Here is a 16656-nt window from a genome sequence, read left to right on the forward strand (position 1 = left end):
TCAGGCTTCGTCGCCGGCCTCGTGCAGCCGCGCGATGCTGTCGACGGTGCGCAGCACCTCGGCCTCCGCAAGCGGCGGGTGGCAGTGGCGATGGTTCCATGCCAGCAGCAGCTCGGCGACCACCTCGGGTTCCACGCCGCGCTGCATCAGGTGGCCCGCCAGCGAGGCGATGGTGTTGTTGCGCGCCCCTTCGTCGACCCCCTCGCGCACCAGGCGGCGCCAGTGCAGGCGCGAATGGCCGATCGGCCGCCGCGGGCCGCCGAAGTGCGGCGGCAGCGGCGCCAGCGCGATCTGCCCGGGCGCGCGGCCCGCCACCCACTCGTAGCGCCGGCCGTTCGGGTGCACCGAGGGCGGCGCGACGACGCAACCGCCATCGCCGCGCAGGTCGATGCCCGGCCGCAGCGCGACCCGGTTCGCGACCACACCGCCCGGGTGCGCGTAGTACAGGTGGCGCCCGCCGCCGCCGGTGGCCGCCTCGACGCTGCGCGGCAACGGGCCGTGCTCGGTCTCGGCCGCCACCAGGCTCTCGGCGCCGCCGTGGCGCGGGTCGACGTCGACCACGACGAGGCCCGACACCCGCCCGGTGACCAGGCCCAGGTTGGCCTCGGGCCAGCGCGTGAACCAGCGCGTGATGTCGCCGGCGCCTGCAGCCTGCTGCTCGAAGGCGCGCCAGGCGACGATGGGCCGCTTGCCGCGCGGCTGCATCGGGATCACCGACCAGCCGCGCGCCGCACAGGCCAGCGCGGCCTCGGCCATCGGCGAGGGCTCGGTGCCAGCCGGGTGTCCGCTCATACCCTCTTGTGCCCGAGCGCCGCACGGCGGTGCTTGAGCTGGATCACGCCGGCCGACGCGGTGCCGTCAGGGCGCGGCGCCGCGCGCGCGCTCCGCCACGGCCGGCACCAGGCGCAGCCGGGTGATCTCCGAGGGTGCGCCCAGGCGCTTGGGCGGCCCCCAGTAGCCGGTGCCGCGGCTGACGTAGACCCACAGGTCGGCCAGCCGGTGCAGCCCGGCGGTGAACGGCTGCTGCAGGCGCACGAAGTGGTTCCAGGGCCAGAACTGGCCGCCGTGGGTGTGGCCGGAGAGCTGCAGGTGGAAGCCCGCCGCGGCCGCCGCCGGTGCGCTGCGCGGCTGGTGCGCCAGCAGCAGGCGCAGCGCGGCGTCGGCCGGGGCGCCGGCCAGCGCGGCAACCGGGTCGCTGCGGTGGCGCGGGTCGAAGTGGTGCGCGCCATGGTCGGCCACGCCCGCCACCACCAGCGTGGCCTGCGCATGCGCCAGCACCACATGCTCGTTGAGCAGCACGCGCAGGCCGAGACGGTGCAGCTCGGCGATCCAGCCGTGCGCGCCCGAGTAGTACTCGTGGTTGCCGGTGACGAAGAAGCTGCCGTGGCGCGAACGCAGCCGCGCCAGCGGCGCCACGTGCTCGGCCAGTTCCTCGACGCGGCCGTCGACCAGGTCGCCGGTCACCGCCACCAGGTCGGCGCCGAGGCCGTTGACCCGCTCGACGATCGCCTCGACATAGTCCGCGCGGATGGTCGGACCGACGTGCACGTCGCTGATCTGGGCGATCGTGAAGCCGTGCAGCGACTCGGGCAGGCCGGCGATCGGCACCTCCACGTCCACCACCGCGGCGGTGCGACGGGCGTTCCAGGCGCCCCACAGCGTGGCCAGCAGCGCCCCCAGCAGCACCGCGGCGGCGCTGCCGGCCTCGAAGCCCGGCGTGACCTGCAGCGCCGGCCAGGCAAGCGCGGCCAGCCCCGCCAGCAGCAGCCCCACGTCGCGCAGCAGGCTCAGCACGAACAAGGTCGAGAACAGGCCCAGCGCCACCAGCCCGGCCAGGGTGCGCCGGTCGGCCGTGCGGCGCAGGCCCGCCGGCAGCAGCAGCGCGCCGGCCAGCAGCAGCGCCGCCAGCGCGGCGGCGGCGGCCGGCCAGGGGGCGAGCGGCGGCACCAGGCGCCAGGCCAGCCAGGCGTGCAGCAGCAACGAGACAACGAGAACGCGCGTGTGCAGTCGGCCCATGGCGCACGATGGTGGCCCCCGGCACGCCGGTTTCAAGCACGCCGGCCGGTAAAGATCGGTGAAGCCGCGGGGCGGCTATCCTCACGCACCCATGTACGCGTCCTTCTTCGGCCTGAAGCAGCCGCCGTTCTCCATCGCGCCGGACCCGCGCTACCTCTACATGAGCGAGCGCCACCGCGAGGCGCTGGCGCACCTGCTGTACGGCGTGAAGGGCGGCGGCGGCTTCGTGCTGCTGACTGGCGAGATCGGCGCCGGCAAGACCACCGTGTGCCGCTGCTTCCTCGAGCAGATCCCCAAGCGCTGCAACGTCGCCTACGTTTTCAACCCGAAGCTGACGGTGCTGGAGCTGCTGCGCACCATCTGCGACGAGTTCCGCATCCCGTTCGGCCACGAGGGACCGGGCGCGCCGACCGTGAAGGACTACGTCGACGCGCTGAACCACTTCCTGCTGCAGACGCACGCGGTCGGCCAGAACAACGTGCTGATCATCGACGAGGCGCAGAACCTGTCGGCCGACGTGCTGGAGCAGCTGCGCCTGCTGACCAACCTGGAGACCAGCGAGCGCAAGCTGCTGCAGATCATCCTGATCGGCCAGCCCGAGCTGCGCACCATGCTGGCCCGGCCGGAGCTGGAGCAGCTCGGCCAGCGCGTGATCGCGCGTTTCCACCTCGACGCGCTGACCGAGAAGGAGACCGCGCTGTACGTCAAGCACCGGCTCGTCGTGGCCGGCATGAAGGGCGCCAACCCGTTCGAGCGCAGCGCGCTGCAGCGCATCCATGCGCTGACCCGCGGCGTGCCGCGGCGCATCAACCTGCTGTGCGACCGGGCCATGCTCGGCGCCTACGCGCTCGGCCGCCCGCGCGTCGACCGCGAGATCGTCGAGAAGGCCGCGCAGGAGGTGTTCGACACCCCGGCGCGTGTGCCGCGCCGGCGCCTGGTGGCCTGGGGTGCGGCCGCGGGCGTGGCCGGGCTCGTTGCGGTGCTCGCGGTGCTGGCGATGACGCAGCGGCGCGGGCCGGCCGCCGAGGCCGGCGCGGCGGTGCCGGCGAAGCTCGCCTCGGCCGCCGCCTCGGCTCCGCTGCCGGCGGCGCCGGCGGCCTCGGCCCTGTCGCTCGCCGCGGCGGCCCCCGCCGCGAGCGCGCCGCCCGCCCCGCCGCCGGCGCCGCTCGACCTGCCGGCCGATTTCGCCACGCTCGGCAGCGACGAGGCGGCCGGCTGGCGCGCGCTCGCCGAGCGCTGGAACCTCGCCCCCGACGACGGCGACACCTGCGTGGCCGCGCAGCGCCAGCAGCTGCAGTGTTACCGCGGCACCGGCGCCAGCCTGACGCTGCTGCGCCAGCTCGACCGGCCGGTGCTGCTGCTGTTGCGCGACACCTCCGGCCGCCCCGGTTATGCAGTGCTGAGTGCCCTCGGGCCGGTGCAGGCGCTGCTGCGTGTGGGCAAGCAGGAGCGCAGCATGTCGCTGGTGGCGCTGGAGCAGGCCTGGCGCGGCGAGTTCGCCACCTTCTGGCGCACGCCGCCGGGTTACGCCGGCACGATCGACGCCGACAGCAGCGGACCGGCGGCCGACTGGCTGGCCGAGCGCATGGCCGCGCTGCCCGCGGGCCTGCTGCCGGCCTCGACCGGGCGCAGCCTGACGGCGCGCATCCGCGCCTTCCAGACCACGCAGGGCCTGCTGCCCGATGGCCGCGCCGGCCCGGTGACCCTGATGCAACTGAACCGCCTGGCCGGGGTCGACGAGCCCCGGCTGCAGACCCCGAGGTAGCGCATGTCCTACATCCTCGACGCGCTGCGCCGCGCCGACGCCGAACGCTCGCGCGGCGGCGTGCCGGGCCTGCACGCGCAGGCGCAGGGCGGCGACACGGCCGACGAGCCGCGCCGGCACGGCGCCGCGCCCTGGGCCGGCATCGCGATCGCCCTCGGCCTGACCTTGCTGGTGGTGCTGCTGTGGCTGGGCTTCGCGCCGACGACGCCAGTGCCGGAACCGGCGCCCAACGTGCTGCCGGTCGTGCCGCCGCCGGCACCCGTGGCCGCCCCCGTCGTGGCGGCCGAGCCGGCCGCGCCGCCTGCCCCGGCGCCGGCACCGGTCGTGCCGCCGGCCACGACCCTGCCCGCCCTGCCCCCACCCACGCCGGTGCCGGTGGCGCGTGCCCCAGCCGCCAAGGCCGAGCCCGCGGCACCCCGCGCGGCCGCCAGCGCACCCGCCGCCGAGCCGCGCATCCCGGCGCTGCGCGAGCTGCCCGAGGACCTGCGCCGGCAGATCCCGCCGCTGAACGTCGGCGGCTCGACCTGGTCGGCCAACGCGGCCAGCCGCTTCGTGATCCTGAACGGGCAGCTGCTGCGCGAGAACGACCCGGTGAACCCGGAGCTGACCTTGCGCCAGATCCGCCAGCGTTCGCTGGTGCTGGAGTTCCGCGGCCAGCGTTTCGAGTTCGGCTTCTGATGCCGGGAGCGCGGGCCGCGATCACCGCGGTCTTCTTCGCCTTCGCGCTGCCGATCGGGCTGTGGGCCGGCGCCATCCCGGCGCTGCTGCGCCAGTCGGGCAGCGACGGCCGCCAGCTCGGCATCGCGCTCACGCTGCACACCGCGGCCTACATCGGCGCGATGGCCGCCGGCGGCCAGCTGGCGCGCCGCATCGCGCCGCGCCGGCTGGTGCTGGCCGCGCTCGGCCTGGTCGCCCTCGCCTTCCCGCTGCTGTATGCGGCCGGTTCGCCGCTCATGCTGACGCTGGCGCTGATGGGCACCGGCGCGAGCGGCGGGCTGCTCGACCTGGCCATGAACACCGAGGGCACGGCACTCGAGCGCCGCCTCGGCCGGCCGATCCTGCTGTCGATGCATGCCGCCGCCTCGCTGGCCTTTGCGCTCGGCGCCTTCGGCGGCAGCCTGGTGGCCACGCAGGCCGGGCCGCTGTGGCTGGTGCTGCCGGTGTGGGCCGTGTTCGCGCCGGTGGCGTGGTGGCTGGCGCGCCTGCCGCCGGCGCCCGAGCCGGCACCGCTGGCGGTGGCCGCGCGGCCGCGGCGCGTCGAGCGCGGGCGCGACGTCGGGCTGATCGGGCTGCTGCTGGGCCTGTGCATCGGCGCCGAGATCGCGGCGCAGATGTGGTCGGCCAGCTTCCTGGAGCGCCAGGCGCGCGAGCTGGCGGCGTTTGCCGGTGCCGGCGCGGCCTTCTTCGCCGGCTGCCAGGCGCTCACCCGGCTGGTCGGCGACCGGCTGCGCGATGCCTTCGGCGACCGCCGCGTGATCACCGGCTCGCTGCTGATCGGCGTGGCCGGCTATGCCCTGGTGGCCGGTGTGCCGGGCTTCGCGGCGGGCGTGTTCGGCTTCGCGCTGGTGGGCTTCGGCACGGCCTGCGTGGTGCCCTGCTGCTTCGCGCTGCTGGCCCGCGACCCCGAGCGCGCCTCGGCCGCGCTCGGCACCGCCTCGCTGGTGGCCGGGCTGATCCGCCTGCCCACGCCGCTGTACCTCGGCTTCGTCGCCGCGGCCTGGGGCGAGGAGGTGGCCTTCGCCGGCATCGCGGCCGGGTTGGCGCTGGGCGCGCTGCTGGCGCAGCTTGTGAGGACACGCGACTGATTCACCCCGGTCGGCCACGCCGGCCGTATCAGGGCTCAGCGATCGGCGACGGGCCGGTCCGACCACCCTCCGGGAGCCCTGACGATGAACCTGAGCCGCCGTTCGATGCTGCATGCCGGTGCCGGCGCCGCCCTGCTCGGCCTGAGCGCGCCGCTGGCCGCGCAGTCGGCCAACGACACCAACATCGCCCCGCGCCCGCCGCGCCTGCGCGTGGCCGGCGCGGAGCAGCCGGTGCGGCTGCGCAGCGTGCGCATCGACACCGAGATCGCGGCCCGCACGGCGCTCACGCGCATCGAGTTCGAGTTCGTCAACCCGAACCCGCGTGTGCTCGAGGGCGAGCTGGAGTTCCCGCTGCTCGAGGGCCAGACGGTGGTGGGCATGGCGATGGAGATCGACGGTGCGCTGCGCGAGGCGGTGCCGGTGGAGAAGGCGCGCGGCGAGCAGGTGTTCGAGGACGTGACGCGCACCCGCATCGACCCGGCGCTGCTCTCGGCCACCCAGGGCGGCAACCACAAGCTGCGCGTGTACCCGCTGCCGGCGCAGGGCCGCAAGCGGGTCGTGATCCGCCACGCCCAGGCGCTCGAGCCGCGCAGCGGCAGCCTGCACTGGCGGCTGCCGCTGGACTTCGGCGAGCGGCTCGAGCAGCTCGTGGTCTCGCTGCGCATCGAGGGCGGCGGCGCCGCGCCGCGCGCGAGCGCCCGCGGCCTGCCGCTGCCCGGCTTCGAAAAGCGCGGCAACGGCCACGCGTTCGACTGGTCGCTGCAGGACGTGGTGGCACTGCCGCTGCTGGCGCTGGAACTCGACACGCCGCGCGAGCCGGCCGTGGCCAGCGGGCGGCGCGACGGGCGTGCCTATGTCGTTGCGCAGGTGCCGGTGGCGGTGCAGCGCCGGCCGCGCCCGCTGCCGAAGAGCGTGGCGCTGGTCTGGGACGCCTCCGGCTCGGGGGCCGAACGCGACCATGGCCGCGAGTTCGCGCTGCTGGACGCCTACTTCGCTGCCGCCGTCGACATCGACGTGCGCCTGGTGCTGCTGCGCGATGCGGCCGAGCCGGTGCAGCGCTTGCGCGTCGAGGGCGGCCGGTGGGACGGCCTGCGCCGGGCGCTCGAGGCGACGGTGTACGACGGCGCGACGAACGTCGGCGCCCTGCCCGCGCTGCCCGGCGTCGGCGAATGGCTGCTGTTCTCCGACGGCCTGGCCAACTACGGTGGCGTGGAGATGCCTGCGCTGCCCGGGCCGGTCTACACGGTGTGCGCCGCGCTGCGCAGCGACCCGGCGCGGCTGCGCGGCCTGGCCGAACGCAGCGGTGGCCGCCACCTCGAACTGCTCGCGCTGCGGCCCGAGGAGGCCCGCGCCCGGCTGCTCGAGCGCAGCACGCGGCTGCTGCGCCTGAGCAGCAACGCGGCCACGCGGCTGGTGGCCGACTCGCCCTGGCCCGACGACGGCTGGCTCACCGTGGCCGGCGAGCTGAGCGAGGCGCAGGGCCGCCTGCGCGTGGTGCTCGAGCACCCGGACGGCTCGCGCGAGGACCTCGAGCTGCCGCTGGCCGAGGGCGACGGCGCACTCGCACCGCTGGCCTGGGCGCGCCTGCAGATCGCCGCGCTGCAGGCCGACGCGGCGCTGAACCGGGCCGAGATCCGGCGCCTGTCGCAGGCCTTCTCGATCGTCGGCCCCGAGACCTCGCTGCTGATCCTGGACCGGCCGGAAGACTACGTGCGCCACGACATCCCCGCGCCGCCCGAGCTGGCGCAGGCCGTTGCCGCCTTGCGCGCGCAGGCACAGCAGCGCCGCGCAGCCAGCCGCAGCGCGCAGCTCGAGCAGGTGGTGCGCGCCTTCGCGGCCAAGCAGCAATGGTGGGAGCGCGAGTTCCCGCAGGAGCGGCGCAAGCGCGCGCCGCGCGACGAGGCCGAGTCGGCACTCGAGTTGCACGACGCCGTGCCCGGACAGCCGCCGGCCGCGCCCGCACCGCTGCGCTCGATGGCACCGCTGATGCGCGAGTCGCAGGCGCTGGCGGCCGGCGCGGCCGCGCCACCGGCACGCCAGGCCAAGTCTGCGGCGGGGCCGGCGCAGGCCGCCGAGCGCACCGTCATCCGCCTGCAGCCGGCCGTGCCCGACGCCGCCTGGGCGCGCCGGCTGCGCGCGGCACGGCCCGAGCAGCTGTACCGCGTCTACCTCGACGAGCGCCCCGGGCAGCTGCGCAGCACCGCCTTCTTCCTCGACGCGGCGCAGCTGCTGTTCGAGCGCCGCCAGCACGCGCTCGCGCTGCGCGTGCTGTCCAACCTGGCGGAGATGGAACTGGAGAACCGCCACGTGCTGCGCATCCTGGCGCAGCGCCTGCTGCAGGCCGGGGAGGCGAAGCTCGCGATCCCGCTGCTGCAGCGGGTGCGCGAGCTGGCGCCGCACGAGCCGCAGAGCCACCGCGACCTCGGCCTGGCGCTGGCCGCCGATGGCCAGGCCCAGGCCGCGATCGACGCGCTGCACGAGGTGGCGCAGCAGCCCTGGCCGCGTTTCCCGGAGATCGAGCTGATCGCGCTGGCCGAGCTGAACGCCATCGCCGCCGCGGCCGGCGCGCGCGTCGACACCTCGCGCATCGACCGCCGCCTGCTGCGCAACCTGCCGCTGGACCTGCGCGTCGTGCTCGCCTGGGACAGCGACAACACCGACATCGACCTGTGGGTCACCGACCCGAACGGCGATGCGGCGCACTACGCCCGACCGCTGACGCACCAGGGCGGCCGCATGTCGCGCGACGCGACCGGCGGCTACGGACCGGAGGAATTCTCGCTGCGGCGCGCCAAGGCCGGGCGCTACCGGGTGGAGGCGCAGTTCTACGGCCACACGCAGCAGGTCGTCTCGAGCGCGACGACGATCTCGCTCTGGCTCTCCACGGGCTTCGGCACGCCGCATCAGCGCGACCAGCGCATCACGCTGCGGCTGGCCGAACCGAAGGAGCGCGTGTTCGTGGGCGAGTTCGAGGTCGGCGCGGGGTGATCAGCGGGCGTCGGCCCGGCAGCGCGGAGCAGCTGCCGGCGATGCGGGACGACCACGCCCCTCGGCTTCCTGCTTCCACGCTGTCGGCCGCCTGATCACTCGACGCCGGTGCCGCCCGCCAGACGGCCTGCCGGACGGTCGTAGTGCCCTGCCGGCGTGACGAAGAACCAGCGGCACGCCGCGCCGCCGCGCCTCGTCTCCACCAGCCAGGCCTCGCGGCCGACCGGGCCGTCGTGCACGTAGCGCACCGCTCCCGGCACCTCGCCGACGGCCAGATGGCCCTGGGCCCGAACCCGCTCGAGGGCTTCGTCGGCCGACAGGCCGGTAACGTCGGCCGGGCACGCGTCCAGCGCCTGCGCCGACCGGCAGGTGACGCCGATGGCGATGAGCTGCGCATCAGCACCGACGCGCGCGAAGCCAACCGCCCGGCCTCGCACGACCATCGGCACCAGCCAGTAGGACGGCGCGCCGTCCAGCGCATGGACGAGCACCGCATCACCCATGGCGGCGTCGGGCCAGGGCGCCAGCAGCGCGTCGCCCTCGCCCCGCAAGGCGCGCAGTCCGTCATCGGCCACCGCGCGCGCCCGTGCCGCCGTGATCACGGCGCGCCTCCCCGGGCACCGCCTAGGCGTGTGCGCTGCTCGCGTGGCGCACGTAGCAGAAGTTGGTGTGCGTCACCGCATCCCAGTCTTCCCAGTACACGGCACCGCCGCTGCAGAGGTCGGCATTCCATGGCCACGGATCGTAGATCTGCAGCCAGCGTTTCGGGGGCACGCCGACCAGCGAGATGTTCTGCCGCTTCCAGCCCGCGCAGGCTCGTGCGTGCCCGGGAATGCCGCTCTTCAGCGGCCGGTTGGCGTCGATCTCGGCCTTGGCCTCGGTCCAGTCGGCGCTGAAGTCGTGCCCCGCATCGAGGCAGCCGTTGCTGAGCGTCTCGTAGCCGGTCTCCTGTCCGGCAAAGGAGGTGCCGGTCGCGCCGGTTCCCATGGCGGCGGCGATCGCCGTCTGCTCGAACGGGTAGCGGTAGAAGTCGAGGATCATCTGCCCGGTGGCGACCGCGCAGTAGACGTTCGTCTGCTGGGCATACAGCTCGAAGCAGTCGTGCGGACTGCAGCGCGGGCCGAAGCTGAGCACCTTGGACGAATAGAACGGGATCTTGATGTAGTCGCTGGGCAGGATCAGCTTGGCGCGCACCGCGACCAGCTCCCGGGCCGTGTAGGCTTTCGCGAACATCTCCGGCGTGCTGGCGCGCGCGGCCTCCATCTCCTTGTCGTGTTCGTCGAAGCGGCGCAGCCGGTCCTCCAGTGCTGGCACGCCGATCGTGTCGAGAAAGGACCAGCTGCACTGCCCGTCCGCCGCATCGGCGCCGAACTGCTCGACCTGCGAGCCATCGGCCACGTCGAAGATCGCGCTGGCGCCCTTGTCGCCGCCGATCTGCACGCGCACGCCGATCTTCGGATAGCTGTAGCAGACCAGCTCCTTGGCCGCCACCGCCTGGCGCGGATAGGCCTTCTTCGCCGCCGCGACGGCCATCTCGACGGCGCGTGCCGCATCCCACGAGCGTGGGCCACGCTCGATGCTCACCACCGGCGAGCCGACCAGCCGCGACGCCGCCGCCTTCACACGGCCGACCTCGCGCGTGCCGGCGAGGCAGCGGAACTCGTGAAAGAGCGGTTCGCCGTTCAGGTCGTAGAGCGTGAGCGGCTCCGGGTCGAACTCCGCCGCGCCGAAATCCTGCAGGTCGGCGATCCCGGCCGCCCAGGCGCGCCGCACCGCCATCAACGCATGTCCGAGTGCCTGTTCTGTCGCGACGAGCGCGCGGGTCTGACTCCTGCGAATGCCCATGTCATGCTCCTTGGGTGGATCGAAGTGCAACTCCCCGACGGGAATTCCGGCCCCTGCGGAACCAGTCTGCGATCGCGGCACCGAGGCCCCGTTGAGTGCACTCAACGCGCCGGCCCACGGATGCGGACGGCCCGGGCCCCGCACCGGCCTTGCCGCATGCCCTCGGCACACGACGCCCGCCGGGCCCGACAGGCCCACCGCTTGACGCCACGCAACCGACCCCGCCCCCCCGCTCACAGAATCCACGCATGAGACTCATCGACCGCGGCCACCAGGACGACGCGCAGGCCGTGCCGCGCGGCTCGCTGGCGGCCTGGGCCGTGGCGGTGCGGCCGCGCAGCCTGCCGGTGGCGATCAGCCCGGTGCTCGTCGGCGCGACGCTCGGCTTCGCGCGCAGCGGCCAGCTCGACGGGCTGGCCGCCGCGCTGGTGCTGGCCGCGGCCTTGCTGATGCAGGTGGTGACGAACATGCAGAACGACGTCGGCTACACGGTGCGCGGCGGCGACAGCAGCGGCACGCGCACCGGGCTGCCGCGTGCCACCGCCAACGGCTGGCTGAGCGTGCGCCACGTGCGCGCCGGCATCGTGCTGGCGGCCCTGCTGGCCACGGCGATCGGCGTGGCGCTGGTGGCCTGGCGCGGCTGGCCGGTGCTGGCGATCGGAGGGGCCTCGCTGCTGGCGGCGCTGGCCTACATGGGCGGGCCGCGGCCGATCGCGTACACGCCGTTCGGCGAGCTGACGGTGTTCGTGTTCTTCGGCCTGGTCGCGGTGCTCGGCACCGACTGGGTGCTGACCGGCAGCGTCGGCGCGGTGACGCTGGTGGCCGCGCTGGCGATCGGCGCCCTCGCTGCCGCCGCGCTGGCGGTGAACAACCACCGCGACATCGCGCACGACCGGCTGGTCGGCCGTTGTACCTTCGCCGTGCACTTCGGCGAGCACGCCTCGCGCCGCCTGTACACGCTGCTGCTGCTCGTGCCCTTCGCACTGTTGCCGCCGATGGCCTGGCTCGGGCCGAGCGCGGGGCTGCTGCTGCCGCTGGCCCTGCTGCCGGCGGCGCTGCGGCTGCGCCACGACTTCGTGCACTGCCCGCGCGGCACCGCCCTCAACGAGGTGCTGTTCCGCACCTTCCAGCTCGAGCTGTGGTTCGCGGCACTGCTCTCGCTGGGCGCGCTGCTGGGGAGGATGGTCGCGTGAGCCTGGCACGACGTCCCCTGCTCGCGGCGCTGGGCGCACTGGCCGCCGCACCGCTGGCGCGCCCGCTGCGGGCGGCCGGCTTTCCGGCCCGCGCGGTGCGCATCGTCGTGCCCTATTCGGTGGGTGTCGGCCCGGACGTGGTGGCGCGCAGCGTCGCCGACCAGCTGTCGCGTGCCTGGTCGCAGCCGGTGCTGGTTGACAACAAGCCCGGGGCCTCGGGCATCGTGGCCTTCTCCGAGCTGCGCAGCGTGGCCCCCGACGGCCACACGCTGTTCCTCGCCGACACCGCGACGCTCGCGGTCAACCCGTTGCTGCACGCCAGCCTGCCCTACCACCCGGTGCGCGACATCGCACCGCTGAGCCTGCTGTTCCGCGCCACCTTCGTGCTGTGGACCGGCGCCAAGGGCCGCCATGCCGACCTCGCGGCGCTGCTCGAGGCTGCGCGCCGTGCGCCGGGACGCGTCAGCTACGCGACGCTGGGCCACGGCCATGCCAGCCATGTCGCGCTGGAGAGCCTGGCACGCGCCGCGGACCTGCGCCTGCTGCACGTGCCCTTCAAAGAGGCCGGCGCGCTGATGGCGGCGCTGGTGGCCGGCGAGGTGGACGTCACCGCCTTCGGCGTCAACACGGTGACCGGGCTGTACCAGGCCGGCAAGCTGCGCCCGCTCGCGGTGGCGGCGCGCGATCGGCTGCGCGACCACCCGGACATCCCGACGCTGGTCGAGGCCGGCGGCCCGCCGGTGGAGATGCACCCCTGGGCCGCGTTGATCGCGCCGGCGGCGACGCCGGCGCCGCTGCTCGATCGCCTGCAGCGTGACCTGCTGGCCGCGCTGCACAGCGCCGAGGTGGGCGCGCGTGCCGCGCAGGCCGGCTTCGAGATCACGCCGTCGACACCGCAGGCCGTGCGCGACCGCGTCGCGGCCGACGATGCGCTGTACCGCCCGCTGGTGGCGGAAGGCCGCGTCGCCCCGCTGTGAGCCCGGCGCGATGCAGGTGCGCCGCAGTGCGCTGTTCGACAAGGCGTGCAACCGGATGGTCGATGCGTTCGTCCAGCGGGCTCTGGGCACCTCCCCGCATCGACCACCGGTGGTCTGATCAAGTGATCCGGATCACTTCATTGCCACTTCGACGCGGCGCGCCTTCGGGTCCTCGCCGGCGACGTTGCCGGCGGTGACCTGCGGCTTCTCCAGCAGCACGCGCACCTCCTCGATGCCCGCGGCCTTGAGCGCGTCGCGCACCGCGAAGGCCCGCCGCTTGGCCAGCTCCTCGTTGGCCGCCGGGTCGCCCGAGGCCGAGTGGAAACCGGAGATGACCGCCTGCGCCTGCGTGTTGGCCTTCAGCGAGGCGACCAGCTGCGCCATGCCCGGCACGGCGTCGCCGGCCAGATCGGCCGAGCCGACGGCGAAGTAGAGGATCGCCCCGGTGGGCGAGCCCTCGGTCGGCGGCAGGCCGTCGGCCGGGGCCAGCGCCACCTTCACGCCCTGCAGCTCCGGGTAGTCCTTGGCCATCGCCGCGCCGTACAGCGGCTTGTAGGCCCCCTGGTGGCAGGTGGCGCAGTTGGCCTTGGGCGCATCGCCCGTCGGGCCCAGGCGATTGGCCGGGTAGGCGCTCTTCAGCGGCTCGAGGTAGGCGTTGTTCAGGTCGCGCACCATCCGGATGCCGTGCCAGGCCGTCACGCGCTGCGGCGTGCTCTCGTTCCAGTTGCCGAAGTTCTGCGTGTTGTGGCAGTAGGTGCAGTTCACGCCCAGGCCCTGGGACATGTGCATCATCAGCGCGTAGCTGCCCTCGGTGGCGGCGATCGAGCTGCGATTGCCGGCCGGCAGCGCCTGCGTGCCCGCGACGCGGATCGGCGCGTCGCCCGCGAGGTAGGCCGAGAACGGATCGACCGGCAGCGAGGTCAGGCCGACGTTCATCGCCGGCACGTTCTGCCCGGCACGCCAGCCGGCGAAGTCGCCGCCCTTCTTGGCCGGCGCCGGCCGGAACCACACCTGCGCCGGCACCGGCTTGCCGCGGTGGCAGGTGTAGCAGGTGACGCCGGTCTCGGCCACGTGCGACTTCCAGTCCGCATTGATGTGCTGCGTCATCTGGATCATGCGCCGCGCCACCCCCTTGGCGTAGACGCTGTCGTCGGCCAGGTCGTTCGGGTTGTGGCAGTAGTTGCAGCCCTGCTCCGGCGGCGCGACCCATTGCGTGATGGCGACCATCAGGCGCGTGAACTGGCCGGCGCTCAGGTCGCCCAGCACCTTGACGTTCTTGAAGGTCTCGGAGGCCTTGGGCCCGTCGGCCGGCACCGGCGGCGTGGCCTCCGGCGCCGTGTTCAAGGCCGCCTGCGTGGCCAGCGTGCGCGGGTTGTAGACCTGGTCCATGCCGGTGCCGCGGTAGCCGTGCTGCACCATCGTGACCGGCGGACGCTCGCAGCCCGCGAGCAGCGCCGCGGCGGCGACCAGCAGTGTGGAGAGGCGTCTCATGGCTTCACTCCTTGCAGCAGCGCCGGGTCGGTGACGGTCGGGAACACCGCCGGGTACGACGGCGCCACGCCGTGCTTGACGGCCCACAGGTACCAGTTGTCGACCACCGTGCCCGTGAGCAGGATGCCGATGCCGCCGGTGAGCGGGCACAGCACCGCGAACCACCAGGCCCAGCGGTGGATCGATTCCATCGTCGCGTTGAAGCCCATCGTCCAGCGCCAGAACAGCGCCGCGCGTTCACTCGCGGTGCCGCGGTCGACGATCTGCTCCAGCTCGCGCTCGCCGCCGAAGCGGCTGACCGCCAGCACGGTGGCGCCGTGCATCGCGAACAGCAGCGCCGAGCCGTACAGGAACGCGATCGACAGCATGTGGAAGGGGTTGTAGAACAGGTTGCCGTAGCGCAGCGAGAACGCGGCCGTCCAGTCCAGGTGCGGGAAGATGCCGAAGGGCACCGCCTCGCTCCAGCTGCCCATCAGCAGCGGGCGGATGAAGCCCAGCACCAGGTAGAGCCAGATCGCCGCGGCGAAGGCCCAGGCCACGTGCGTGCCCATGCCCAGCGCACGGGCGCGGCGGTACATGCGCGCCCACCACAGCAGGATCGCGGTGGTCAGGCAGAAACCCGCCAGCAGCCACCAGCCGCCCTGGTTCAGCGGCGGCAGTGTCAGCCCGTATTCCGGCGGCGGCGGCTCGAGCGCGAGCCAGGGCAGCTGGCGCACGAACTGCACCGGGTCCCAGCCGACCGAGGCCCACATGTTCAGGCCGATGATCTCGATGGCGAGGAAACCGAAGATCAGCGAGGCGATGCCCAGCCCGCCGAGGTAGATCGGGCCGATCTGCGCGTCGCCGAAGCGGCCCAGCAGGTGCCACAGGCCGCCGGGCTCGCCGCGTTCGCGCGCGTTGACGGCCAGCGGCACGCCGTGGTGCGGCGTGTAGACCGTCTGCACCCGGGTGAAGATGTTCTGGTATTCGGCCATTTGGCTCTCCTTGATGGGGTGCTACTTCCACACGGGGAGGTTGAGCCACCAGTTCCACCACTCGGGCCAGCCGCGTGTCCAGAACGGCCCGCTGATGATGATGCACACCGCGCTCCAGAACACCGCCGAGAGCGCGAGGAACAGGCCCAGCCGGTGGATGCCCAGCGCGCCGATCGAGTAGCCGATCGCGTCGCGGAAGAAGGTGTTCTCGTGTTCCGCCTGCTTCACCGGCTCACCCTTCGCGGGGTTGGTGCACGAGAGGATCAGCGAGCCGTGCAGCGCCAGCGCGAAGCAGGTGGCGAAGAAGAAGCTCACCCCGAGCATGTGCGCCGGGTTGTAGTGGAAGTGCAGGTACTGGTAGCCGGTGTTCGAGACCCAGTCGAGGTGGCTCATGATCCCGTACGGGAAGCCGTGGCCCCAGGCACCGATCAGCAGCGGGCGGAACACCACCAGCGTCACGTAGGCCAGGATCGCGAAGGCGAAGGCGAAGGGCACGTGGTAGCCCATGCCGAGCTTGCGGCAGATCTCCACCTCGCGCAGCGCCCACGACACGAAGGCGCCGACCGCGCAGATGGTGACGATCTGCCAGATGCCGCCTTCCATCAGCGGCGCGAGGCCGAGGCCGTATTTCAGGTCCGGCGGCGCAATCGAGATCTGCCAGAGGTTCCAGGTCGGCCCCTGCGAGGCGGCCCAGATGATCAGGAGGGTGCCCAGCAGCGAGAAGAACGCCGTCGTGACCCCGAAGAAGCCGACATAGAACGGCCCCACCCAGAAGTCGAACAGGTCCCCGCCGATCAGCGTGCCGCCGCGTACCCGGTACTTGCGTTCGAAACTCAGCATGGACATGGTAGCCCCTCACGCGCCGCGTCGTTGCGCAGCGACTTTCGTATTCGGGACGGGCGCGCGCGCGGGAACCCCCGCGCTCGCCCGTCGTGCGAGCGGTGGTGGTTCTCCGCTACTTCGGTGCGGCCGCCGGTACGGCGGCAGCTGCGGCCTGGGCGCTCTTGCCGCCGTCGAGCCAGTTGAAACGTGCCGTGCTGAGCAGGATGAAGTGGATCAGCAGTGCCAGCACGAAGAGGAAGGTGAACAGTGCGACCAGCGCGCGGCGCGGGTCGAACAGCAGCCAGATTCTCCACATGTTTGCTCTCTCCTAGGTAAGGTGCGACATGAAGGTGTAGACGGCCGACTTCACGCCGCCCACGAGCGACTTCCCGCCCTCGGCGCCCGGCAGCCAGTTGCGCCACTGCCACGTGAGCAGCTGCGCGACCAGTGCGATCGCGAGGAAGAAGGTGAACGCGACGACGAAGATCGTGAAGAACGCCTTGGACTCGCTCTTCAGGACCTGAGCCGCCGCCTCTCGGGCGATGTGATGAGGCATGTCCTTGCCCTCCGGGGGTTACAGCCAGGGACGCCAGGCCCAGACTAGGATGTGCGCGACGATGGCGACCACGGTGAAGCCGATGAAACTGCTCATGAACACACCGTGGAACTCCTTCGCCTCGTTCTCCGTCAATCCGGACAGCGAGCCCTCTCTCTTGTCAGCCATGGATTGGCTCCTTCAACTCGGCCTTTCGACCGTCGTCACCGCGCAGCTCCCGCGCG

The 16656-nt window shown here is 73.4% G+C and carries 16 protein-coding genes; 6 read left to right on the plus strand and 10 right to left on the minus strand.

The window, feature by feature from the left end:
* On the minus strand, positions 1–792 hold the full coding sequence (locus tag D9C15_RS05110) for a bifunctional DNA primase/polymerase (RefSeq protein ID WP_127996362.1): 792 nt from the start codon (positions 790–792) through the stop codon (positions 1–3).
* Between the two features lie 66 nt (positions 793–858).
* The gene (locus D9C15_RS05115) at positions 859–2016 is read right to left on the minus strand and encodes a metallophosphoesterase (RefSeq protein ID WP_127996363.1); all 1158 of its coding nucleotides are present in this window, start codon (positions 2014–2016) and stop codon (positions 859–861) included.
* Positions 2017–2107: 91 nt separating this feature from the next.
* Here D9C15_RS05115 and D9C15_RS05120 point away from each other — a divergent pair, with 91 nt between their 5' ends.
* From D9C15_RS05120 to D9C15_RS05135, 4 genes are all read left to right on the plus strand, one after another.
* Positions 2108–3781 (plus strand): ExeA family protein, encoded by a 1674-nt coding sequence (locus D9C15_RS05120; RefSeq protein WP_127996364.1) that lies wholly within the window; start codon positions 2108–2110, stop codon positions 3779–3781.
* A gap of 3 nt (positions 3782–3784) precedes the next feature.
* Positions 3785–4459: a general secretion pathway protein GspB gene (locus tag D9C15_RS05125; protein ID WP_127996365.1), complete on the plus strand. Its 675-nt coding sequence runs from the start codon at positions 3785–3787 to the stop codon at positions 4457–4459.
* Entirely contained in the window at positions 4459–5586 is a 1128-nt protein-coding gene (locus D9C15_RS05130) for an MFS transporter (protein WP_127996366.1), read from the plus strand. The genes D9C15_RS05125 and D9C15_RS05130 overlap by 1 nt, the downstream gene beginning before the upstream one ends.
* An 84-nt stretch (positions 5587–5670) precedes the next feature.
* Entirely contained in the window at positions 5671–8574 is a 2904-nt protein-coding gene (locus D9C15_RS05135) for a DUF2135 domain-containing protein (protein ID WP_127996367.1), read from the plus strand.
* Between the two features lie 95 nt (positions 8575–8669).
* On the opposite strand, the gene D9C15_RS05140 is transcribed toward D9C15_RS05135, so the two are convergent.
* Entirely contained in the window at positions 8670–9176 is a 507-nt protein-coding gene (locus tag D9C15_RS05140) for a hypothetical protein (RefSeq protein ID WP_127996368.1), read from the minus strand.
* 22 nt (positions 9177–9198) lie between these two features.
* On the minus strand, positions 9199–10617 hold the full coding sequence (locus D9C15_RS05145; protein WP_127996369.1) for a C39 family peptidase: 1419 nt from the start codon (positions 10615–10617) through the stop codon (positions 9199–9201).
* 50 nt (positions 10618–10667) lie between these two features.
* On the opposite strand from D9C15_RS05145, the gene menA reads away from it, so the two are divergent.
* Both menA and D9C15_RS05155 read left to right on the plus strand, forming a co-directional pair.
* Positions 10668–11612 (plus strand): 1,4-dihydroxy-2-naphthoate octaprenyltransferase, encoded by a 945-nt coding sequence (menA, locus tag D9C15_RS05150; protein WP_164886650.1) that lies wholly within the window; start codon positions 10668–10670, stop codon positions 11610–11612.
* Entirely contained in the window at positions 11609–12589 is a 981-nt protein-coding gene (locus tag D9C15_RS05155; RefSeq protein ID WP_164886651.1) for a Bug family tripartite tricarboxylate transporter substrate binding protein, read from the plus strand. The genes menA and D9C15_RS05155 overlap by 4 nt, the downstream gene beginning before the upstream one ends.
* A gap of 132 nt (positions 12590–12721) precedes the next feature.
* Here the strand turns inward: D9C15_RS05155 and pufC are convergent, their stop codons facing one another.
* The 6 genes from pufC to pufB all read right to left on the minus strand — a co-directional run bounded on the left by pufC (position 12722) and on the right by pufB (position 16600).
* Positions 12722–14080, minus strand: a complete 1359-nt coding sequence (gene pufC / locus D9C15_RS05160; RefSeq protein WP_127996371.1) for a photosynthetic reaction center cytochrome PufC — start codon at positions 14078–14080, stop codon at positions 12722–12724.
* Positions 14077–15054: a photosynthetic reaction center subunit M gene (pufM, locus tag D9C15_RS05165; protein ID WP_127996372.1), complete on the minus strand. Its 978-nt coding sequence runs from the start codon at positions 15052–15054 to the stop codon at positions 14077–14079. Before pufM ends, pufC begins: the two co-directional genes overlap by 4 nt.
* Positions 15055–15075: 21 nt before the next feature.
* On the minus strand, positions 15076–15900 hold the full coding sequence (gene pufL / locus D9C15_RS05170; protein WP_127996373.1) for a photosynthetic reaction center subunit L: 825 nt from the start codon (positions 15898–15900) through the stop codon (positions 15076–15078).
* 109 nt (positions 15901–16009) lie between these two features.
* A complete protein-coding gene (gene pufA / locus D9C15_RS05175; protein WP_127996374.1) occupies positions 16010–16192 on the minus strand; it encodes a light-harvesting antenna LH1, alpha subunit in 183 nt (60 codons plus the stop codon).
* Between the two features lie 12 nt (positions 16193–16204).
* Positions 16205–16432 carry a light-harvesting protein gene (locus tag D9C15_RS05180; RefSeq protein WP_127996375.1) on the minus strand — a complete coding sequence of 76 codons (228 nt, stop codon included), beginning with the start codon at positions 16430–16432 and terminating at the stop codon, positions 16205–16207.
* A gap of 18 nt (positions 16433–16450) precedes the next feature.
* On the minus strand, positions 16451–16600 hold the full coding sequence (gene pufB / locus D9C15_RS05185; protein WP_112187007.1) for a light-harvesting antenna LH1, beta subunit: 150 nt from the start codon (positions 16598–16600) through the stop codon (positions 16451–16453).
* Positions 16601–16656: the final 56 nt, after the last annotated feature.

The sequence above is a fragment of the Piscinibacter defluvii genome, from assembly GCF_004011805.1.
Taxonomy (GTDB): domain Bacteria; phylum Pseudomonadota; class Gammaproteobacteria; order Burkholderiales; family Burkholderiaceae_C; genus Piscinibacter; species Piscinibacter defluvii.